Source organism: Parapedobacter deserti (genome assembly GCF_042646065.1).
GTDB classification, from domain to species: Bacteria; Bacteroidota; Bacteroidia; order Sphingobacteriales; family Sphingobacteriaceae; genus Parapedobacter; species Parapedobacter deserti.
Window position 1 is genome coordinate 13632 of the sequence record NZ_JBHRTA010000004.1, and the last position, 24381, is coordinate 38012.

General features: G+C 51.1%; 11 protein-coding genes. 8 read left to right on the plus strand and 3 right to left on the minus strand.

Going from position 1 to position 24381, the window contains the following annotated elements:
• Positions 1-45: 45 nt before the first annotated feature.
• The gene (locus ACFOET_RS00850; protein ID WP_379018582.1) at positions 46-687 is read left to right on the plus strand and encodes a hypothetical protein; all 642 of its coding nucleotides are present in this window, start codon (positions 46-48) and stop codon (positions 685-687) included.
• Between the two features lie 2 nt (positions 688-689).
• Here ACFOET_RS00850 and ACFOET_RS00855 read toward each other — a convergent pair whose 3' ends face one another.
• Entirely contained in the window at positions 690-1343 is a 654-nt protein-coding gene (locus tag ACFOET_RS00855; protein WP_379018584.1) for a hypothetical protein, read from the minus strand.
• A gap of 68 nt (positions 1344-1411) precedes the next feature.
• Positions 1412-2017 carry a WbqC family protein gene (locus ACFOET_RS00860; RefSeq protein WP_379018586.1) on the minus strand — a complete coding sequence of 202 codons (606 nt, stop codon included), beginning with the start codon at positions 2015-2017 and terminating at the stop codon, positions 1412-1414.
• Positions 2018-2111: 94 nt separating this feature from the next.
• Between ACFOET_RS00860 and ACFOET_RS00865 the strand changes: the two genes are divergently transcribed.
• The 5 genes from ACFOET_RS00865 to dapA all read left to right on the plus strand — a co-directional run bounded on the left by ACFOET_RS00865 (position 2112) and on the right by dapA (position 8073).
• Positions 2112-2987 carry a lysophospholipid acyltransferase family protein gene (locus tag ACFOET_RS00865; RefSeq protein ID WP_379018589.1) on the plus strand — a complete coding sequence of 292 codons (876 nt, stop codon included), beginning with the start codon at positions 2112-2114 and terminating at the stop codon, positions 2985-2987.
• Positions 2984-4015 (plus strand): glycosyltransferase family 2 protein, encoded by a 1032-nt coding sequence (locus ACFOET_RS00870; protein ID WP_379018591.1) that lies wholly within the window; start codon positions 2984-2986, stop codon positions 4013-4015. Before ACFOET_RS00865 ends, ACFOET_RS00870 begins: the two co-directional genes overlap by 4 nt.
• A gap of 111 nt (positions 4016-4126) precedes the next feature.
• Positions 4127-4858 carry a hypothetical protein gene (locus ACFOET_RS00875; protein WP_379018593.1) on the plus strand — a complete coding sequence of 244 codons (732 nt, stop codon included), beginning with the start codon at positions 4127-4129 and terminating at the stop codon, positions 4856-4858.
• 65 nt (positions 4859-4923) lie between these two features.
• Positions 4924-6948 carry an NAD-dependent DNA ligase LigA gene (gene ligA / locus ACFOET_RS00880; RefSeq protein ID WP_379018595.1) on the plus strand — a complete coding sequence of 675 codons (2025 nt, stop codon included), beginning with the start codon at positions 4924-4926 and terminating at the stop codon, positions 6946-6948.
• A 231-nt stretch (positions 6949-7179) separates the two neighbouring features.
• Positions 7180-8073: a 4-hydroxy-tetrahydrodipicolinate synthase gene (dapA, locus tag ACFOET_RS00885; protein ID WP_379018597.1), complete on the plus strand. Its 894-nt coding sequence runs from the start codon at positions 7180-7182 to the stop codon at positions 8071-8073.
• 44 nt (positions 8074-8117) lie between these two features.
• On the opposite strand, the gene ACFOET_RS00890 is transcribed toward dapA, so the two are convergent.
• Positions 8118-9041, minus strand: coding sequence for a glycosyltransferase family 2 protein (locus ACFOET_RS00890; protein ID WP_379018599.1), 924 nt, complete (start codon positions 9039-9041; stop codon positions 8118-8120).
• A gap of 265 nt (positions 9042-9306) precedes the next feature.
• On the opposite strand from ACFOET_RS00890, the gene ACFOET_RS00895 reads away from it, so the two are divergent.
• Together ACFOET_RS00895 and ACFOET_RS00900 are read left to right on the plus strand one after the other, a co-directional pair.
• Positions 9307-15876: an amino acid adenylation domain-containing protein gene (locus ACFOET_RS00895; protein WP_379018601.1), complete on the plus strand. Its 6570-nt coding sequence runs from the start codon at positions 9307-9309 to the stop codon at positions 15874-15876.
• 11 nt (positions 15877-15887) lie between these two features.
• Positions 15888-24374, plus strand: coding sequence for an amino acid adenylation domain-containing protein (locus tag ACFOET_RS00900; RefSeq protein ID WP_379018603.1), 8487 nt, complete (start codon positions 15888-15890; stop codon positions 24372-24374).
• The last annotated feature ends 7 nt before the right edge of the window (positions 24375-24381 follow it).

Sequence of the window (24381 nt, forward strand, 5' to 3'; positions counted from 1 at the left end):
TTTTTATAGTTTAGCAGGCTTAAGTTGAACTATTTACCAAAAATCATGAAGAAACTATTGTACATTACCTGCATTGGTTTGATAGCCACTGCTTGCCAGCAAGGGCAGAACCAACAAGACGAACCAGCTACAGACCCCCATGCGATCACCTGCGACGGCATCGGCCCGGTAAAACTAAGCTATTCGTACGCTGCCATAGACAGTGCGGTTGGCTCAGATAAGCTGGAAAATAGCACGGTAGAAGAAGACGGCAATACGATACACGTGACCAAAGTATTCCCCAATGAGGCCGAAGAAATAACGGTTTATTGGGCGGAAAGCCAGGAACCGTATAACACCATCACCAAAATCGCTGTCGCCAATAATTTTGGCCCGTACCAAACAGCAGAGGGCTTGCGTGTTGGCTCCACACTGAACGAAGTAAAACAATACAACAACTTCATGCCGATTTCCATGACCAATTTTTACAATAGCCTGGATGGTTTTGCCAGAATCACTGGTTTCAATGGCGGCGACATCGAGGCAAACTATCCGTGTCTCGGCGGGAAACTGGATATTGTAAAGCAGCGGGGTGTGGATGTCCGCACGCTGGACGAGATCAAGCCCCAGCAGGAACTTCAATCCTCGCACAAGCTCTTTAATTCCATCGATGTAGAGGTCGTGGAACTGAGCGTGTCGGCCAACTAAGGTCACATCCCGATGATCCGGGCCATGCTGTTTTTCAATGCGGTCACATCGGTCTTCAGTCCGCCGTACAGCGAGATGATATTGACCTGACGTTCCTGTATATTACGGAAGTTGTGCAGCCATCCGGCCTCAATGAAAAGAAAGAATCCTCCGATTTTATAATCTGCTCCCACCCCGGCCCTTACGGTCGGGGTGATGTGGGTTATATTTTCAATAGTCACCCGGCTTTGATCCGTAGAGACGGCAGCCCTTGGCTCTACCACTACACCAGCGCCCGGGCCCGCGTATGCATAGGTGTTCAGCCGCCCCAGCTGCCGGCGTATTCCTCCGGCAAGGTTGAGGATGTAAAAGTTGCTTCTGCCTTTTTCCAGGTCATAGGCGTAGTCGGGGTCGTGTTCTTGCTGGTTGTACCGAAACGTTAGGAAATCTACCGTTGGGTACAGGAAGTAATGGCGGTTAGGCAGCGAAATGTCCAGGCCTAGGCTGTTGGAAAACTTAGCCTGTAACACCTCGCTCGTCTCGCCCAGGGCGAACCCCCATCCAAGGCCGCTGATCACAAAAACTTTTCCATGATGCAGGGTATCAGGGCCCGATTGCGCCATCATGTTCCCCGTCATCGAGAAGAGCGTTAAAAAGAGTACCAATCGGTTCCGCATGCTTTATGTTCGCTATGGTTCTATATAGTTACACTACAACAGGGAGTTTGTTAAAAAGTTTGCGCATTTTACAAGTAATCCTTGCTTTGCGGCCCGTGATTAAACAACAGGTCGACAACGCTAAGGCCGGGTATGAACCCATGTTTGCTCTCGAAGACCTGATAATAGGGCTTGCCCATTTCAGGTTTCCGTTTCGGATGGATCGTCTGCCTAAAATCCGTGTCCGGTGCATAGTCTTCGCGGAAGCTCTGGGTAAAAGTGATTTCCCGATTGATCTTCAGCAACCGCATCAGCACCTCCAGCTGCTCCATGTTATACTCAAACAGCCACTCATACCGCCGGGTGTAAAAGGGTGCGAAATCGTCTTCATAATATTCAAAGTACGCCGAACTCCGATATGCGGTCTGTAGGCTCATCCAGTGCAGCCGTTGCCAATTCCAATCGTTGCTGATTTGTACATCCTTCATCTGCGTATGCCCATTGCGCCCGCGCTGCACCGGCACGATAAGATCCAGCTGGCCGTTGGCTGAATACACCGATGCTCGGGTACGGTAGCTCTGTTTGATATAATTTTCGTGCTGTTCGATCAGTATAGGTTTCGCATTATTCTGGATGGCGCTGAAATAAGGTACCGGAGGCAGATAAAAGGCAGGTAAGATAAGGTGATTGTCCATGTTAACGCAAGGAAATATGAGTTTGGGCTGTAAAAATAACTTAAATTGCATATAAAGGCAACTTTATCTAAGTTTGCAGCTTCACGCACCACTAATGGCCGTAATGCGAAAATCTTCCGTACTATCATTCTGTCTTTACCTGATTTCCCTGCTACCATTCTGGGCGCTTTACGCGCTGGCGGACGTGCTGTATGTGGTATTGTACCATGTCGCCAAATACCGTAAACAGGTGGTCCGTGAAAACCTCCGAAACGCCTTTCCAGAAAAAACAGATGCAGAACGCAGGGCGATCGAGCGGAAATTCTACCGCTTTCTGCCGGACTTGATTGTAGAATCGATCAAGATGCGCAGCATCTCGGCAAGTGAAGTTGAAAAACGCATAGTCGTTTATGGAATGGAAGATTTGGAGCGCCATTTTGCTACGGGGCGAGGTGTCGTGGGTGTCGCGGCCCACTACGCCAATTGGGAGCTGGGCATCCACCGGCTGAGCTTGCTGATCAAGCACCCCGTGCTTATCATCTACAAGCCGCTGAAAAATCAGGCGGTTGACTCGGTATACAATGCCGTAAGAAGACGCTTCGGTGCAGTCATGGTGCCGATGAAACAGACGCTGCGGAAGATTGTAGCTCACAGCCAGCAACCCCACATCAGCGTCTTTGTGGCCGACCAGACGCCCCGGCACGGGGATTCGGATTATTTCATCCCGTTTCTCAATCAGGATACGCTGGTCTATACCGGCGCGGAGAAAATCGCCAAGATGACGAACTTCCCTGTGGTGTTTTGCCACATCGACCGGCTGAAGCGCGGGTATTACAGCTGCACCTTCACCACGCTGGTGGAAAATCCCTCTGCGGTACCCGGCCACGGCATCACAGACATTCACAACGCTTTTACTGAAGACATTATCCGCCGGAAGCCCGAGTGGTGGCTGTGGTCACACCGGCGGTGGAAAAGGAAACCCAAGGCATGAAAAAGTACCCGAAAGTGGCCGTCGTCATACTCAACTGGAACGGGAGGTTTTTTTTGGAGAGGTTCCTGCCTTCTGTATATAACAGCGATTACCCCAACATCGAGTTTGTCGTCGGCGACAACGGCTCTACCGATGACTCGGTGGCTTTTGTTGCGAACTCGTACCCTGCCATACGCGTTGTCCGCAATGAAAGCAACCTTGGATTCGCGGGAGGTTATAACGAAGTACTGAAACAGGTGGATGCCGACTATTTCGTATTGCTCAATTCAGACGTGGAAGTGACCCCACATTGGATCACCCCGGTCATCGAACTGCTGGAAAGCCATCCGGACATGGCAGTTGCGCAACCCAAGATCCGCTCGTATTACCACCGTGAGCACTTTGAACATGCCGGTGCTGCCGGCGGGTTTATCGATTACTATGGCTTCCCGTTTTGCCGGGGGCGCATGCTGCATGTCGTAGAACAGGACAATGGCCAGTATGACGACTCCTGCGAAGTGTTCTGGGCCAGCGGTGCCGCATTTTTCATCAAACGCCACTGCTGGGAGGAGGCAGGCGGCTTCGATCCCGACTTCTTCGCCCATATGGAAGAGGTAGACCTCTGCTGGCGCCTCAAGCTGACAGGATACCGCATCGGGTATTGCTCGAAATCGGTTGTATACCACGTGGGTGGCGGCACACTGGCTGCCAGCAACCCCCGGAAGACCTACCTCAATTTCCGCAACAGCCTGTTCATGATGCAGAAAAACCTGCCCCTGATCGATGCCTGCTGGGTGGTGTTCGCGCGGATGTGGATTGACCTGGTGGCACTGCTCCACTTTTTGATATTAGGTAAGTTCAGGGATGCATGGGCAATAAGCCGGTCGCACCAACGCTTTTTCCTTGACTTTTTCAAGACTGCGCGGAAGCGCAGGCGGCATAGCCGGCGGTTCAGCAAAAAGGGAATGTACGGTGGAAGTTTCATCTGGGCGTTTTATTTGGGGAGAAAGACGCGTTTCAGCATGCTTAACCGCCGGCGCTTTTTGTAAAATACCGGCTACAGGGCAACTTTCTGTACAAAAAGTTGTTATCTTAGAAACGCCGGCATAGCGGACTCGTTCATTCATTTTTTGCAAATTGTAAACCAATACAGTGAAACCATGAGCTATATTATTCTTTCCATGCTTGCGATCTGCGCAGCAAGTTTGAGCGTCAACGCGCAACAGGCGGATGCCTTAGCAGGCGCCTGGCACACCCAACAGGGGGACGTCGAACAAACTGCGGTGTTTGTAGACGGATACCTTTCTCACAGCGTTTTCGACGTCAAAAACAAAAAGTTTATTTCCACGAGGGGCGGCACTTATTCGGCGCAAGGAGGTAAATTGACTGTTAACTGGCAATACGACACCGAAAAAGCAGCAAGCAATATGCCCGCTGAGACGTGGGTGGGTCAATCCGGTACGTTTGCGTTTAAGGCATCAGGCAGCTCACTCAGCACGGATCTGTCGGGCACTAACGCAACATGGCAGCGCACTGACAACAACGAGGGACCCATGGCCGGCGTATGGCGTATTACCGGGCGGCAGCAAGGGGATGACATGGGCCAGATGCCGTTGCGCGATAGGCGAACGCTGAAAATTCTTAGCGGAAAACGCTTTCAATGGGTTGCCATAAATGTGAAAAGCGGAGAGTTTTCCGGCACGGGAGGAGGTACTTATACGTTCGAAGACGGGAAATATACCGAACACATCGAATTCTTCTCGCGCGACAATGACCGTGTGGGTGCCTCGCTCTCTTTTGATGGCAAGATTGAGAACGGGCAGTGGCACCATTCGGGCCTGAGTTCTACGGGGAATCCCATTTATGAAATATGGAGCAAGCTCGAAAAGTAGTGGTCAGTGACCGGTAGTTGCCGATTGCTGATTGCCGAAAACCATAAAATTAGTATTTTCGCTGCATGTCACCAGCAGAAGCAGCTATACGTATCGAGGAGCTCACCGCGGAACTCAACGAATACAACTACCAATACTATGTATTGGCCAATCCCTCCATTTCCGACTACGACTTTGACCAAAAGCTCAAAGAGCTGGAAGAACTGGAACGGCTGTTCCCGCAATTTCTCGACGCCGACTCCCCCACGCAAAAAGTAGGTGGAGACATCACCCAGCGCTTCAATACCGTGCGCCATCGCTGGCCGATGCTGTCGCTGAGCAACACGTACAGCGAACAGGAGCTGCGCGATTTCGACGCCAGGGTACGCCGGGCCATCGGCGATGACTTCGAGTATGTGTGCGAATTAAAGTTTGATGGCCTTTCCATTAGCCTCACCTACGAAAACGGCGTCCTTAAACGAGCGGTGACACGGGGCGACGGCGTACAGGGCGACGATGTGACCGCCAACGTGCGCACCATCAAAAAGATACCTAACCGGCTTAGAACCGAGGGCTATCCGGAGCTGTTCGAGATACGGGGAGAGATCTTCATGCACCGGCCTGCATTCCAGCGGCTCAACAACGAGCGCATTGAAAACGGTGAGATGGCATATGCCAATCCACGGAACTTCGCCGCCGGCACGATTAAACTGCAGGACTCCGCGGAGGTGGCACGGCGTCCGCTCGATTGCTTCCTATACTTCTTAAATGCGGACAACCGGAATCGCCTCTTCAAAAACCATTGGGAAAGCCTCGAGGCAGTAAAATCATGGGGGTTCCATGTCTGTGAGCATACAGCCCTATGCGCCAACATTGATGAGGCACTCGCGTTCATCGCTAAATGGGAAAAGGAACGCCACGACCTGAGTTATGACATTGACGGTATCGTCATTAAGGTAAACGACTACGGACAGCAAGAGGAACTGGGCTTCACGGCTAAATCTCCCCGGTGGTCCATCTCCTACAAGTATAAGGCAGAACAGGTGGAAACGGTATTTCAGTCGGTGAGCTACCAGGTTGGCCGTACCGGAGCGGTGACACCCGTTGCCAACCTGAAACCCGTCCTGCTGGCCGGCACCACCGTGAAACGGGCGAGCCTGCATAATGCCAACGAAATAGCCCGGCTGGACCTGCGCGAGGGTGATACCGTATTCGTGGAAAAAGGCGGGGAAATCATCCCTAAGGTAATGGGAGTCAACATGCTGAAGCGGTCGCCGGATGCCCTGCCGATCGTCTATCCGCTCAGCTGTCCTGAATGCAGCACCCTGCTGGTGCGCAAAGCGGGCGAAGCTGTGCATTACTGCCCCAATGACGAGGGCTGCCCGCCGCAGATCGTCGGCCGCATGCAGCACTTCATCAGTCGCAAAGCCATGGACATCGAGGGAATGGGTGATGAGACCATCGAAACCTTTTACAGGCAGGGCTTGCTACGCAACATAATAGATATATATGCGCTCCAAGACAAACAAGACATCCTGATTGGACTGGAACGCTTCGGTCAGAAGTCCATCGACAACATGTTGGCGGGCATTGAAAAGTCAAAGGAAAAGCCATTTGAAAAGGTGCTCTTTGCACTCGGCATACGGTATGTGGGCGAAACCGTGGCCAGGAAGCTTGCCCTACACTTCAAAAACATCGACGTACTGGCGGCGGCTTCCAAAGCGGAAATCGAAATGGTCCATGAAATCGGTGAGCGGATCGCTGAAAGCGTAACTGAATATTTTGCCAACGATATACACCGCGAACAGATCGAACGGCTAAAGCAGCATGGCTTAAAGCTGGCCGTTGAAGAGAAAGTGACCAAGCGGCTGGGTGATGCCTTGGAGGGTAAAAGCTTTGTCATCTCTGGCGTGTTCGAACAATTCAGCCGGGAAGAGTTGACCGCCATTATCGAAAGTCACGGTGGAAAACTGCTGAGCAGCATATCCGGCAAACTCGACTACCTCGTGGCTGGCGACAAGATGGGCCCGTCGAAGCTAGCGAAGGCGGAAAAACTGCGTATACCCATCATCTCCGAAAAGGAATTGCTGCAGTTGATTGCTAACAATTAGCCATGAAGGCCGCTATTGTACTGCGCAGAAAACCGGGGAAAATTGCTGAGGAGGAACTTCAATCCCAAAGAGTATACGGTAAAATCATTTATTTCCATTAATTTTGACCGGCCGTTGAACCGCTGCGCAGATGACAGCTGCATGGTCTATGGCGCGATGGTGCGGGGGATTTCGCGGATAGTAAAGCGTTATTGCAAGCAAAAAAACACGATTTAGGCAAGATACATTAACATGAACGAATTGCATGGTGCCGGGGTGGCATTGGTTACCCCGTTTCATTCGGACGGGTCAGTCGACTATGAAGGGTTAGCGCAATTGATCGAATATCAGATCAGTGGAACTGTGGATTATTTAGTTTCGCTGGGAACAACCGGCGAAGCGGCCACCCTGACGGACGCTGAACGAAAGGCCGTATGGAAATTCACAGCCGAAAAGGTGGCTGGGCGCGTACCATTGGTGGCCGGCATCGGAGGTAACAACACCGCCGACGTGGTGCATCAGGTTAATGCTTTTGATCCCACAGGCTACTCCGCCATCCTATCTGCCAGCCCATACTACAACAAGCCTACCCAGGAAGGCATTTACCAGCATTACAAAGCGGTGGCAGCGGCCTCTCCCCTGCCCCTCATCCTATACAATGTACCGGGCCGCACGGCGAGCAACGTCACTGTGGAAACCACTGTACGGCTCGCGCGGGAAGTGGGCAATATCGTAGCCACGAAGGAGGCCTCTGGCAGTTTTGATCAGTTCAGCAAGCTTATGCGCGACAAGCCGGACGAATTTCTGTTGATCTCCGGCGATGATCCGGTAACGCTGCCGATGATGGCTCTGGGAGCCGTGGGTGTGATTTCTGTGATTGCCAACGCGCTTCCTGCCGACGTGGCGCGGCTCGTGCAGCTTTGCAGCGAAGGCCATTATGAGGAAGCTAGGCAAGTGCATACCCGGTTGTTGCACATCACGGAATTGTGCTTTGCGGAGGGCAACCCCACGGGTGTGAAAGCGATGCTCCATCAGTTGGGTGTTTGCGGACCGACAGTACGGCTGCCGCTTGTGTCGGCAAGCGAGTCGCTTAAACAGATGATCCAAGAGGAATTGGCCGCGATAAACGCAGTGCATGATATATAAATACCGTTGGTTTATCAGTTTCAGATCCGGTTAGTGAGCGATCGTCACCGATGTTCAGGAAGCCGCATGCCCAGCTTCTGGCTATCTTTAGGCTGCGTCAAATTCCACCATATTGCCTGTAAGGCTGCTTTGGCCAACCCCGATTTTCCCGCAATCAGGCACTTCCCGATCGAGACCGGCGAAGCAACGAGCAGGTAATAACACGCGAAAACAGCTGCCTGCAGCGGTGTCGCATTTCTTCTGATAAACAACCAACGGTTGCGACTCATGAAATAAGTTTTCAGCGGGCTTTCCTTACCTACACTCATTGACTCCTTGTGGAAAATCCTCGCTTTACCGGTAAAACCGAGTTTTAATCCTGCCCGCCTGAACTTTTCGCACCAATCCAGTTCCTCGTAATACAAAAAGAAATGTTCTTCCATCAATCCTACCCGGGTCAGGTCGCTTCGCCGGCATGCCATCGCAGCCCCGTGACAATACCCTGTTTGGGTGGTGATCTCGTTATACTGGCCGTTGTCGTCGGCCATGATAGCTATGCCCCGGTTGCGCCCTGTGAAGTAGTTCATCGGCGTATACCCCGCATATTGAATCTTGCGCTTATCTTCGAAATAAAGGATAAGCGGCGAAAGGAGGCCAATGTCCGGATGACTATCAAGCTCGGTCCGGAGTGTGGCTATGAAATTTGCGGTAATCTCGGTATCGTTGTTGAGGAAAAGCAAATAATCGCCCGTGGCATGCTGAATACCAAGATTATTTCCACCGGCAAAGCCAAGGTTTTTTTCCGATCGGACGTATACCACGCCCGGATAAGCGGCATCAAACACGGCTTGCTGGTCGAGCGGGCTCCCATTGTCGACCACAATGACTTCCACTGCTTGCCTGTCTGCATGACTTGCAATGGAATGAAGCAGGTCAACCGTAAGCGCTGGCTGCCGGTAATTGACCGTTATAATGGAGGTGAGCTTCATGACGGTGCAAAACTATACTTTTCGAGATACAGACCATGCAGATCCATGTCAAAATATTGCCCTTGTAGCATTACCCCTACAAAATAAGCGACAACGAAAAATACCGAGAATAATCTGTAGACTTATTTCTACAAAACAAAATAAAGTTGGAAACTAAGGAGTTACCTTATTTGTGACTAACGTATTTTTGCAGACCCCAAACACCTATTGATGACCCGTTGGCGGACAATCAGCTGGTGTATCCGGGCACGATAAAATCTATACAGTGAAAAGCAATAAAAACGACACCATTCTGAGTCTTTTTTATGATCAGGTGCAAAGAACGCCTTCTGCTACTGCAGTCGTTTTCGAGGGCTCGTCCATGACGTATCAGGAACTCGACGAAAGGTCCAGCCAAGTCGCCCATTTATTACTAGCTCAGGGTGTACAGCCGCAAACGCTTGTGGCCGTATGCCTGGATAAGTCGCTGGAAATGATTGTTGCCTTACTGGCAGTACTCAAGGCCGGGTGTGCTTACGTTCCGATAGACCCGGACTATCCGACAGACCGCATCGCTTACATGTTGGATGATATCAATGCCAGTATAGTCGTCACCGGCGACGGCCATATCCCGACATTGTCAGTGGCTATTGGCGAACGAGCTGTTGTGCCGATTGCAATTAGCTTGACGGAACCGTCGATGTTAGCAGCATATCCGTCTTCGCGCCCCGACTGGCCGGTAACTGGAGATGATCTTGCGTACATTATTTACACGTCCGGATCTACCGGAAGGCCGAAAGGCGTCATGATTACCCATTGGAATGTGGTAAGGCTATTCTTCAACGACGCTCCCCTTTTTGATTTCAGCGAAGCTGACGTGTGGACGATGTTCCATTCGTTTTGTTTTGATTTTTCGGTATGGGAGATGTATGGTGCACTGCTATTCGGCGGCAAGCTGGTTGTCGTCTCAAAAGCCGTAGCCAAAGACGTGAGCCTCTTTAGCAAACTGATGGTGGATGCAGGAGTAACCATCCTAAACCAGACGCCGTCGGCTTTTTACATGCTCCAAGATCATGCATCGTTGTTGCAGCGGGTATTGCCGTTGCGTGTCCGGTATGTGATTTTTGGTGGCGAAGCGCTGAATCCGGCGAAGCTGACGCCCTGGATGACGCTGTATCCGGCATGCAGAATGATAAACATGTACGGGATCACCGAAACGACGGTTCACGTAACCTATCAGGAAATAAACGGTCAACACACGGACAGCAACGCCAGTATCATCGGTAAACCTATCCCAACGCTTTATACCTATGTGCTTGACGAACACACGAATAGGGTTCCGCCCGGCACAATCGGTGAATTGTACGTTGGTGGATCCGGGCTGGCAAAGGGCTACCTAAACCAACCCGAACTCACGGCGAGCCGCTTTATTCCAGATCCCTTTGATAGCGATGGGGATGCACGGTTATACCGGACAGGTGACCTGGCGAAACAGGCCGAAGACGGTACGCTGGAATACCATGGACGGATCGACAACCAAATCAAGATACGTGGATTCAGAATCGAACTGGGGGAGATCGAACATGCGCTGCAAACGGCGCCCGGGGTTCTGCATGGCGTCGTAGCTACGCACCAAAAGGGAGACGGCGACTGTCAGCTTGTTGGGTACTATGTGGCTGAAGGTTTCGCCGACAATAAAGTTGTCCGCGCGCACCTTCAGCAGGCGTTGCCGGATTATATGGTACCCCAGTTTTTGATACCGATCGATGCCATCCCGTTGACAAGCAACGGAAAGGTGGATAAAAAAGCACTGCCTATCCCTGATGCCGCCAAATTGCAAGCCCATGCTTACGCAGCCGCCCGCTATCAGACGGAAAGGACCATTGCTGATGTGTGGAAGACGACACTCCAAATCGATCGCGTTGGCAGGCACGACCACTTCTTTGAATCGGGCGGCAATTCGCTTCTCGCTCAGAAAGCGGTATTTTCTCTGAAGAAGCAGGGCATCGAAGTACCTGTCATCAAGCTATACCAATACCCTGTGGTGAAAGACCTTGCTGCCTATGTCGATGGCCGCCGCCCCGCGCGCGGATTCAATGATGCGGTAAAACACCCGGATACCGGGCATGACAGGAGTGACATAGCCGTGATCGGGATGGCTGGCAGGTTTCCGGGGGCAGCCACGATTGAAGCGCTGTGGGAAGTCCTGGTCAATGGCAGGGAAACCATACGGTGGTTTAATGAGGACGAACTGGATACGTCCATCCCACCGTCGCAGCGGCAATCGCCGTACTACGTCAAAGCCCGCGGTATCGTTGATGGGGCTATCGACTTTGACGCCGCATTCTTTGGGATAAATCCAAAGCATGCGGCGCTGATGGACCCCCAGCAGCGGCTTTTCCTTGAAATCGCTTGGGAAGCACTTGAACGGTCGGGTCACGTACCACAGAAATTCGACGGATCGATCGGCGTGTACGCCGGATCGGCGAACAATACGTATTTTGTAAATAACGTGCTAAAGCACCCGGAGCTGGTCGAAAGCGCGGGCGACCTGTCCGTGCTGACCATAAACGATAAAGATTACCTCTCCAGCCGCGTCGCCTATGCACTGGATTTGAAAGGCCCAGCCGTAACCGTCCAGTCGGCCTGTTCCACATCGCTACTGGCGGTGGCGCAGGCGGTTGAAGCGATCCGGAAAGGCCAGTGTGACGTGGCCATCGCAGGCGGGGCAGCCATCACCTTTCCGATCCATAGCGGCCACCTCTATGAGGAAGGGGCCATGCTCAGCGCAGACGGCCATTGCCGACCCTTTGATAAAGATGCACGTGGCACGCTTTTCAGCGATGGCGTAGCGGCGGTGGTGCTCAAGGATAAAGCGCAAGCCGAACGGGATGGTGATGTAATTTATGCGGTAATCAAAGGCGTTGGCATCAGCAATGACGGCGGTGGCAAAGGCAGCTTCACGGCGCCCAGCGCGGAGGGACAGGCCAGGTGCATCCGCATGGCTTTGGCAGACGCTGGCGTTGAAGCCTCGGCAATTTCTTACGTCGAAACCCACGGTACCGGCACCCCGATCGGCGATCCAATAGAAATAGAAGGGTTGAAGCTGGCATTTGGCGAGCAGGCCGGCCGGCAGTATTGCCGCATTGGCTCCATTAAAAGCAACATGGGCCACCTTACGCACGCCGCCGGCGTGGCTGGTCTGATCAAGACGGTGCTGGCATTACATCATAAAAAAATTCCGGCATCCATCAACTACTCCGCGGCAAACAAAGCGATTGATTTTGCAAGCAGCCCGTTTGTTGTCAACCATCAGGTCACCGACTGGGCTCCGCTTGCTGACAAACGAAGAGCCGGCGTCAGTTCATTCGGCGTCGGCGGAACGAACGTACACGTGGTTCTGGAAGGCTACGAGCATGCGACAGCACCCGAACAGGCAGATATGCCGGCGGCCAAGCCCTTAAGCATCATCAACTGGTCCGCAAAGAACGAAGCGTCCCTGACCATGTATGCCGACCGGCTCCATCGGTTTATTGTTGAAAACCCGGATACGTCGATCCAGGACCTGGCTTATTCCCTGCAGCGCGCACGTCAGGATTTCGATCACCGTGCTTACATCGTCGCAGCGGACCTCGCTGATCTACGTCAGCAATTGGACGAAAGGGCGTGGGTTAAGAATACCGTTCAGCAAGATGCCAGCGGAGTTACTTTCCTATTCCCCGGCCAGGGCGCACAGTATGTCGACATGGGGAAGCAGCTCTATGAGCGGGAGCCGGTTTACCGGCAGGCCATTGACGACTGTGCATCCATTTTGCACCACGAACTCGGTGAAGACATCCGTCGGATCATCTTTCCCTTGGGCGGCGATACCGAGGAGGCCGCAGCCGAACGCCTTAAACAGACACAGTTTACCCAACCGGCATTATTCATCACGGAGTATGCGTTAGCTAAACTATGGATGTCCTGGGGCATTCGGCCAATCGCATATATCGGACATAGTATCGGCGAGTTCGTTGCTGCGCACCTGGCTGGCGTCTTCACGCTCAAAGACGCGCTGCGGCTGGTGGCTTACCGAGGTAAGCTGATCAGTGAGCTTCCCGCCGGATCAATGCTTTCGGTACGGGCTTCTGCAAGCGATATCCAGCGTTTGATGCCGCCCGGCTTGTCCATCGCCGCGATCAATGCGCCTTCGCTATGCGTCGTCTCCGGAGCAGCCGAATCTGTTTATGCTTTCTCGAAAGCACTCGGCGCCAGCGGTATTGCCAACAAGCCACTCCACACCAGCCACGCCTTTCACTCCTGCATGATGGATCCGATGTTACCGGCATTTGAAAACGCATTCCGATCCATTACGTTGCGTACCCCTCGCCAGCCCATTGCTTCAACAGTGACCGGCAATTGGCTGACCGATGATGAGGCTACGGATCCGGCATATTGGGTACAGCACGCTAAGGCTACCGTGAACTTCTCCGGTGCGTTGACTTTCCTGGACAAGGAAATCAATCCGATATTCCTCGAAATCGGCCCCGGAAACGTGACTGCCACATTGGCCAGACAGCATGGAAAAGAAATTGCCCAACGGGTAGTCAGCGGATCCAGCAACCGGGCAGCGGATGAACATTGCGCTATTTACCGGGCGCTGGGGAGGCTCTGGTCATACGGCTTTGAGCCGGATTGGAAAACCCTGCAAAACCGCAGGGCGAGACGCATTGCCATTCCCACATACGCATTTGACCGGAAACCGTTTTGGGTCAGTCCCAACGGCCAAGTTGCCCATACACCGGCAAATAACAGCCTACCTATTGCCAACCACACCCAACGTACGGATGAAAAACAAGGTATGACAAGAAAAGAATTCCTCATCGAACAGGTCAGGGCCATTCTGGAAAATGCTTCCGGCATAGCAATCAACGTCAACGAACACCATAGCAACTTTATCGAGCTGGGATTTGACTCGCTCCTACTGACGCAGGTTGCGTTGGCATTGAAAAAAACGTTTTCCTTACCCATTACGTTTAGGGGTTTGAATGAAAGCTATTACAGCCTTGACACGCTCGGCACTTACCTGGACGAGCACCTGGAGCCGAATGTATTCCAACCGGCACGCAACGGCACGCCGTTTGAAGCCGCAGCGATGGGTCCCGATTCAACTTCGGCGGCGCCGGACGCAATCGAGGTTTTGTCAAAGCAGATCGCCTCACTGGCTCAGCAAGTCGCCTTGTTGCAAAGAAACGGCGTTCAGCACAGCCCGCTCTCGTTGAACGCAGTGGCGCCACCGCAAAATACTTCGCTCGAAATCACGTCCGAGGAATCCGTGGAGCTGAAGAAACCTTTCGGCGCGGCTGCACGTATTGAACAAAAACGTTCGAATCTGGATGCCAAGCAGGCTGCTTACCTTGATAACTTAGTCGGGCAATACAATCGTAAAACTGCAAAGAGCAAAGCGTATACCCAACGACATCGGGATCATATGGCCGACCCGCGTGTGGTATCAGGTTTCAAACCCGAAACCAAGGAAATCACTTATTCGATTGTAGCCAACCGGTCGAAGGGATGCCGAATATGGGATATTGACGGCAACGAATACATCGACGTACTGAATGGATTCGGCTCGAACTTTCTCGGCTACCAACCCGAGCTCATTAAAGAGGCCCTTATCCAGCAAATTGACGAAGGGTATGAAATCGGTCCGCAGCACGAGAAGTCAGGCGAGGTCTGCCAGTTGATATGCGACTTTACCGGATTTGACCGCGCAGCACTCTGCAATACGGGCTCGGAGGCGGTATTAGGAACCATGCGCATTGCGAGGACAGTCACCGGGCGTTCTACGATTGTTGCGTTTACAAATTCCTACCACGGTATCATGGATGAAGTCATCGTCCGTGGCACGAAGAAATTGAAGCCGTTTCCTGCTGCTCCGGGCATTATGGAAGATGCGGTAAAGAACATGCTGATTTTGGATTACGGGACGGAAGAATCGTTGCAGATTATCAGGGACCGCGCGCACGAACTGGCTGCTGTGCTTGTGGAGCCCATCCAGAGCCGGAGGCCGGAATTTGTGCCAATAGACTTTTTGCGCAAGCTGCGGACCATCACGGCTGAAGCGGGCACGCCATTGATTTTTGATGAAGTTATTTCAGGGTTCCGGTTCCACCCTCGGGGAGCACAGGGACTTTTTGGCATCGAAGCGGACATTGCCACATATGGAAAAGTGGCCGGAGCAGGGCTTTCCATCGGAATCATCGCCGGTAAAAAGCGCTTTATGGACGCATTGGATGGTGGTTCCTGGTCTTTTGGCGACGACTCTGTGCCGGAAGCTGGTGTGACGTATTTCGCAGGCACCTTCGTACGGCATCCATTGGCGCTAGCGACCACAAAAGCCTCGCTGGAGTATTTAAAAGCGCAGGGGCCTCAGCTTCAGGAACGCGTAAACCGTTTGACAAGAACGTTGGTAGACAAACTCAATGAAATATGTGTACGCTACGAGACCCCAATCCACATCGTGCATTTCGGGTCGTTGTGGAAAGTAAAGTGCAATCAAGATTACGCGTACAGTGAGTTGATATTCGTAGCAATGCGGATGCGTGGTATCCATATCTTGGATGGTTTTCCGTGCTTTATGACAGCCGCGCATACCGAGCACGACGCCGAGGCCGTGGTGCAGGCATTTGAATCCAGCGTCCGTGAACTGGTGGACGCGGGCTTTATTCCAACATCATCACCCAGGGCGACAGGCTTTGCCGCCGCCCCTCCTGTCCCGAATGCCAGACTGGGCAAAGACCGGGACGGTAATCCCGCATGGTTTGTGGAGGATACACAGAACCCTGGCAAGTACCTGCAAGTCGTGCTTAACTAAACTAGGCTGTTATGGAGCAAAAAAAATATACCACCATCGCTGTTGATTTCGATCCGTTCGCTCAAGGCGAGATTGAAAAAACCGTTCGTTTGACGGAATCTCAAGAAGAGATCTGGATGGCTTGCGTGATTGGCGGCGCCGAAGCCAGTTGCGCCTATAATGAATCGATATCCTTGGTTCTGCGAGGAAGTATACGCATGGAAGCATTATCACGTGCTCTACAGGACGTGGTAACCGGACATGAATCGTTGCGGTCGACGTTCAGTGCCAACGGCAAGTCGTTGTGTATTCACACAGCAAGCCGCGTCTCTATCCGCCATGACGACCTGTCTGCCTTGGACCGGGAAGCGCAGGATAAGGCTCTGGCGGACTATGGCGTCAAGGATGCGGAAACCCCTTTCGACCTGCAAAACGGCCCGCTTTTCAGAGCGGCTGTCTTCAGGCTCACTGACGAAAAATGCCTTGTCCGCATGACCGCGCATCACCTTGTGTGCGACGGCTGGTCGTTCGGGATCATTCTTGAGGATCTAGCCGCTTTATATTCGGCATACGTCCAAGATAGCGTTCCGCAGATCGAAAGGCCTGTCGGCTTTGGCGAATATGTTCGATACCTGACAGAATTTTCTGCCAGCGACGCGTGCCGACAAACTGAGGCGTATTGGGCTAAGCAATTCGAACAGCCTCCCCCACAGCTGGAAATACCGGTAGATTTCCCCCGACCATCTGTTCGTACCTACAAAAGCGATCACGCTGATCTTACCTTAGATGCTAAATTTGTTGAGGATCTCCAGTTGACCGGAAAAAAGTATGGATGTAGCCTGGTGACCGTCCTGCTGACGGCGTTCGAGACATATATGCACCGCTTAACGTCGCAGGAAGACCTCGTGCTCGGGTTAGCCACCGCTGGTCAATCGGCTTCGGGATACACCAACCTGGTGGGGCACTGCGTTAATTTACTCCCGATACGGAGCAGGCCAAGCGGCGAACAGCGGTATGAAGACTATCTCCGGATGAGAAAAGGAGAAATCATGGATGCCTTCGATCATCAGCAGCTCACCTTAGGTAAGCTATTGAAATCGATGAAGATTGCCCGAGACGCTTCGCGGGTTGCCTTGACACCCATCGTTTTCAACGTCGATATCAACATGGGCGAACACCTGTCGTTTTATGGCTTGCAACATGAGCTATTATTCAATCCGAGGCGTTATGAAAACTTCGAGATTTTCCTGAATATATCCCGTTCACACAGTTCGCTCATTCTCGAATGGTCTTACAACAGGCAATTGTTTACCGCGGCCACAATCAAGCGCATGATGACCGAGTTTGAATGCCTTCTACAAAGCATAGCCGAACACCCCGAACAACGTATCGCCGAGCTTAACATCCTGCCGAAAGCGCAGTTAGACCAATTGAATACCTGGAATGAAACCACCCACGACTTTGGGAACGGAACAACTTTCCTTGAATTGTTTAGCCGGGCGGTTAAAAAGTATTCAGAAAACATCGCCGTAAAGTTCAACGATCGATATTTAACGTTTGGTGAAACCGAAAAACAGTCCAACCAGTTCGCACATGCGCTGATAGAAGCCGGCTTAAAAGAGGGCGACAAGATTGGTGTGGCATTGGACCGCTCTGAGCATCTAATCATCGCATTGATTGGTATAATGAAAACAGGCGCTACGTACCTTCCATTCGAAGTCAATCACCCTCCAGCTCGCGTGTCCGGTATACTTGAGGAGGTCAACGCTGACTTTTTGCTTACCGCTACCAACTATCACGGGCGATATCAACATAATGGTCAGACCATCTATATCGAGCAACTATTAAATCGCTCAGCTCATTTGAGCGCTAACAAGCCGGCTTTGGAGGTAAATGGGGACGACTTGATCTATATTCTCCACACTTCAGGCTCTACCGGGACGCCAAAAGGTGTTCAGATCAGCCATAAAAATGTCGCGAACTTCCTAAAAAGCATGGAACTATGCCCTGGAATAAGTGATAAGGATAGGGTACTCGCCATTACGCCGGTTTCGTTTGATATGGCAGTCTTGCTTTATCTTCCGCTGGTCAGCGGGGGCGAACTCGTGCTTGCCGATATGGACACCTCGAAGGACGGCCGCTTGCTTCACGAACTACTGATAAAGGAGCAGATCAGTTGGATGATCGCGACACCATCTACCTGGGAAATGATCATTTCCGCTGGATGGAATACACCATTGGATCTGTTGGCGATCAGTGCAGGCGAGGCGCTGACTCCGAGGCTTGCCAAGCTATTATTGGAACGCTGCACTTCGCTGTGGAACGGTTATGGGCCAACGGAAACGACGGTCATGATCCTGATGAAACAAATTGAATCGCACCATCAGCCGATTACCCTTGGAAAGCCGCTCGCTAACACGGAAATCTATATTTTGGACCGATATGGCAACCGGGTGCCCATCGGGCATCATGGGGAAATCCACATTGCTGGTGCAAACGTAGGAATGGGGTACTACGACCGTGCTGACCTTACGCACAGTGCCTTTATCGCTAATCCATTCTCGGCCGAGGAAGGTAAAAGAATGTACCGCTCGGGGGATTTGGGCCGGTTTACCGAAAATGGAGATATTGAGTACTTGGGAAGAATAGATAATCAGGTAAAAATAAGGGGGCACCGTATTGAACTCGGCGAAATTGAGTACACCCTCGCCGCACAGCATGGTATCAAAGACGCGGTAGTGCTCGCTGTGGACGATCATAAAGGCGATAAAACACTGGTAGCTTATGTTGTGCAAGATGCGGAAGACGCGACCGGCTGGAAAGACCGCTGGGAAGACTTGTATGAACTTGGAATAAAAAGCGAAGAAGATGTCCCGTTGGAACAGCAAAACCTGGATATGGCCATCATCTCGCAGTACTATACCAGTGGGGAAATCGAAGAGCAAGGTGCTGAGTGGACGAACGAAGGCCTCAAACGAATCAGGGCGCTCAATCCGAAAAAAATCGTTGAACTGGGAACAGGTGGCGGACACCTGCTATTTGCGTTAGGTTCTGATGTTGCCGAATATATCGCGACTGATTATTCAGAGGTTGCCATAACCAAGCTGAAGGAAAAGTTAGCTTTACACCCCGAAAAATGGCAGCATGTCCACGCATACACTGCCATGGCAGACGACTTCACGGGCATTAAGTCCGAGGCTTACGATTTAGTCTTCATGCACGGTGTCGCCCAGTATTTCCCCAGTCTACAATATTTGCAAAAGGTAATCAAGAATGCCACTTCTGCATTGAAAGACGGTGGTTGCCTCTATATCGGCGACATGCAAACCCTTGGTGCGATTTCCATGCACTTTTACCTCGATCAACTTGGCATAACAAACGATCAAACCACGCTTGCTGAATTTAAGGAAATCACGAAGCTTCGGATACAGAAAGAAGAAGAACTGAGTGTAGACCCAGAATTCTTTTACAACCTGCCGGCAATCATACCGGAGATAACCAGCGTAGACGTCCAAATACGTGGAGGCAATTACCTAAATGAGGGGACAAAATGCCACTATGATATCTGGCTGTACGTCGGGGACACTGCGCCGAAAGCCGCCACACCGGACATTGACCTCGAGTGGGGCACATCGTCGGATTCGGCTTGGCTGCGCCAGCAGCTGAATGGACATCCCGGACGGATAGTCCGAATTTCCCAGATTCCAAATAGCCGGTTAAGCCGGGATTTTGCGCTCCTGCAGTTGATCAACCTATCGGAAAACCATACGCAGATCAGGACGTTGAAAGAGCGGATGCTAGCAATACCATCATCTGGCTTCAATCCGTCAGACTTGTGGAATATCGGTGAACAGATGGGATATGCCACGCATGTTCGCTGGTCTTCTGACGGCTCCGACGGGTGCGTTGAGGCAGTTTTTATACCCGAGGGACTTGGCGTTTTGCCTGGAAAACCCGAAGTATCAGAGACTAAGTCTGTCATGATACCGACCAGGGAAGTCAAAGAGGAAGTGCAGATACTTAGTTTGCCGGAGCATCAAATTAAAAGATGGAAAGACGCGCTGCGGAGCTCCCTACCCGACTATATGGTTCCGATGTTTTACATCGCACTGAGCAGGTTTCCCCTTTCTACGAACGGCAAAATAGACAGAGCCCTATTGCCGCAACCAACATTATTTAGCAGAGACACTGCCGCCGAAGACTACCGAGCACCGTCAACAGAAACCGAACGGTTGCTTCACAAGATTTGGACTGAGTTCCTGGCGGTCGACAACATCAGCGTGAATAGCAACTTTTTCGAACTGGGGGGGCACTCATTGATCGCCGTAAAGGTTATGTTGATGATAGAGCGCGAACTAGCAAAACGGCTACCCATCACCTCGCTATTTGAACATTCCACAATAGAAAAACTTGCTCACCTGATCGATGCTGAAAAGGAAGGGCACGACCAGGGAATTGGCCAGCAACCTGTTGATGCCTCAGCCACCTGTGCGCATCCGGTCGTTTATGTCATACCGACGATCGAACCGCAACGGGAAATCTGGCTGGCGTGTGAAATGGGGGGCGATGAAGCCAACAATGGGTATACAATCACATTTACGCAGGAGTTGTCCGGACCGTTACAGCCGGATGCGCTTCACAAAGCTGCCCAGCAACTGGTAAATCGACATGAAGCGCTTCGGGCCAATTTCAGCGACGATGGTAATGAACTGATAATAAAGAGTTATGCAGATGTGGATTGGACGCTTCAAGATATATCAGGAATGTCAGGGAATGAAAAGTCCACCTTCATCGAAAAACAAGCAGAAAAAGAAGCCAGCCGAATCTTCGACCTTAGAAATGATGCACTTTTCTCTGTTTCCCTGTACCGGTTAGAAGATGAACGGCATTACCTGTTCCTCACGACCCATCATATTATCTTCGATGGCTGGTCCTATAATGCGGCAATGACTGAGCTGGGTGCGCTTTATTCGGCTTTCGTTACCAACACAACACCGGAAGTGCCTCCAGCACCGGAATTCAGCACTTATGCAGTAAAAGAACATGAATACTATCAGAGCAGCGCGCATGAAGCGGCCGTGAAATATTGGCTGTCAAGGCTTCAAGGAGAACTAGTACCTCTCCAATTGCCAACAGACAATTTGCGTCCCCAAAAACGAACGTACGGCAGTAAACGCGCATCATTTCCTTTACCAGCAAAGGCATTGCAGGTACTGAAGCAAATCAGCATTAAGGAAAATTGCAGCGTATCTATGGTGCTTAGATCCATATTGGACGTTTTCTTATACCGAATGACGGGGCAAGCGGACATTATTACCGGCATGCCGGTCGCTGGACAACTTGCCACAAACCAAGACAATTTAATTGGACACTGTGTCAATATGCTGCCTGTACGCAGCCACATTGATGGGAATACACCATTTTCGAACTACTTAAGGTTACGGAAAACGCAATTGTTGGATGATTTCAGCAACCAAAGGGTTACATTCGGCACCTTGTTGCAGTCGCTGAATATCCCCCGGGATAAGTCTCGCCCTGCCTTGATATCAGTTGTCATGAACACAGGTCATTGGCTGGATAACGGCACAACGTTGTTTCACGGCCTGAGGAATGAGCTGAAAGATTCCCCGAAATTCTTTGAAAATTTCGAACTCGTACTCGATATCATCGAATATGCCGACAGTATGCGTGTGAGGTGGGACTATAATAGTACACTTTTCAACGCAGAAACTATCGAAGCCTTTCACGAACGATTCGAGTATATTATCACCCAACTATCGGCAAACGAGGACACCAAAATCGACCGCATCTCGTTGTTGCTGCCAAGCGAACGAGACAGCAATACCGCGTTCCCTAGAGACGTTAACGATGATTGCTTAGCAAAACTTTTGAAGGACGCAGTGGACCGTCATGCCAACAAGCCTGCGATATTATCGGCAAACGAGAAGGTTACCTACAAGGAACTGGACTTGCGAAGCAATCGATTTGCCAACGCGCTGGCAAAAAACGGAGTTGGGTCCGGCGACACCGTGGGTATTGCGATGAATCGATCTATCGATACAATTACTGCTGTGATGGGTGTCATCAAAACCGGCGCAGCTTATTTACCCCTTGATCTTCGCCATCCACAGGAGCGAATAGACCAGATCGTGAGCGGAGCATCCTTGAAATTCGTCATTACTGAAGAACACAGTCCATTTGCATTTCCCACGGTAAACACAAGGTTGACCGTCGGATCATTGTTAAACCAAACGTACGCAATAGATACAAGCCCCCCGGATATTCCTTTAAAGACGGATCGAATCATCTACATCCTGTATACGTCCGGTTCGACAGGAGTGCCTAAAGGCGTCTGCATGGGTCACCGCGCGCTTGTGAATCTATTAAAATGGCAAATGGAAGCATCGGCGGCCAATGCCGACTTTAACACATTGCAATTTTCGCCCTTATCGTTCGATGTCTCATTCCAGGAAATTTTTTCGACGCTCGTCACAGGAGGAACATTATCGCTCATTTCCGACGAGGCGCGAGTGGATCCCAGCCAGTTGCTACAACACATTCAGAAAAACCGTGTTAATCGACTGTTTTTGCCGTTTGTAGCATTGCAGTCACTGGCTGACTACGCGATGACGTTCAACGAGATCCCATCGCAGTTAAAGGAGGTGATAACCGCTGGCGAACAGCTCATAATTACACCTAAAATCGCTTCGTTCTTCAAAAGTACAGGGGCAACGTTATTTAATCAATATGGGCCAACGGAGACACATGTGGTCACCCAGTTTCGTTTGCCCGACGCCCCGGACAATTGGCCAGCATTACCTCCCATCGGGGAGTCTATTTCCAACACGCGCATCTTCATATTAAATGAACAGCTTGTCGAAGAGCCGGTGGGAGTTGTTGGGGAGCTTTGCGTTGCTGGAGCGGCTCTCGCAGATGGATATCTTAACGCCCCGTCGGAAACAGCAGCACGATTTAAATTATTTCGTCCATCTGCATCCGATCCGGGTGTTCGCATTTATAAAACCGGAGATTTAGCGCGTCGAATGCCGGATGGTAAAATCGAGTTCATCGGCCGAAAGGATTCTCAGGTTAAGTTTCGTGGCTTCCGAATTGAGTTAGGTGAAATAGAACACGCGTTAATCAAACAACCGGAGATACGGGAAGCGGTAGTCATGCTGCGAGAAAACACAGACAATAAGCAACTCACTGCCTACTTGGTACTGCAACCGGGAAGTGTGTTTGAACGGCAGCAAACTATCGCGCAGCTGAAGGCGGAACTGCCAGATTATATGGTACCAACTGCTTGGGCAATAGTACCGGCCGTTCCGCTTACCAAGAGCGGAAAAGTTGACCGGAAAGCACTGGAGGCATCTGTACAGCCCGTGGAAACACCGAGTGCTGACGACAATGCCGTGGTACATAGCGAAACGCAAAAAAAATTGGTTACGCTCTGGTCTAACTGCTTAGGAGTAGAGAATATTGGTATCAGGGACGATTTCTTCGAACTGGGTGGCCATTCGCTCATCGCCGTGAAGCTGATGTCTCAGATTCATCAGAATTTTGGAATTAAACTGCCCCTGGGCAGCCTTTTCGAAAACTCAACCATCGAACAGCAAGCGAAGCTTATCGACGAAAAACAAGACCCAATGAAATGGGATTGCGTAATCCCACTCCGGAAAGAAGGTCGGAAACCACCGTTATACATCATCCACGGCGCCCTGTTGGACGTACTTTATGTAGGGAACCTGCTGCGTCACCTGGATCCTGACCAACCGCTGTACGGTATCCAGGGAATGGGGTTAAGCGGCAAAAGTAAACCGCACCGAACCGTAGAAAAAATCGCTGGGTATTATGTAAAGGAGATCCTTAAGTACACACCTGACGGCCCTCTTGCTATAGCCGGATATTCTTCGGGCGGAATAATTGCATTCGAAATTGCCAAGCAGCTAAGGGCACGCGGCATCCAGGTGAGTTTTTTCGGTTTATTAGACTCTTATGTCAATCACGCGCAGTTTTCAGGTCTGCGGGAGTGGCTTCGCCATGACCGGCACTTGTCAAGTCATTTTTTAAAGGGTGTGAAATTTAAAAATAGAATCAAACTGACTTTTGCAGCGATAATGGAGATGGTAGCGACCGTTTACCTATCGCGGATCAGCTATAGACTGTACAGGGTGATGAACCCTTCAAGAAACAAGCTTACCAAACTGCAACTACTCCACAAACACGCGGTAAGAAGGTACAAATTGGCCCCCTATGACTTGGATGCATATTTGTTTAAAAGCCCTTTTGTTGAAGCGTTCAGGTATTATCCTCATTACAACACCAATGGTTGGGGCCCGATATTTGGAAAAAATCTTAAAATTGTCCCGATTGAGGAAACGCATAGCAATATGTTTTATCCAGACAAAGTGTTTGATTTAGGCTCCAAACTTCAGGCGGCTTTAAATGAAACCTGGGAACACTATCGAAGGGAGAGCGAACATACGAAAACCGAATCCGTTGCTTACGAATTGTCATAAAAACCAT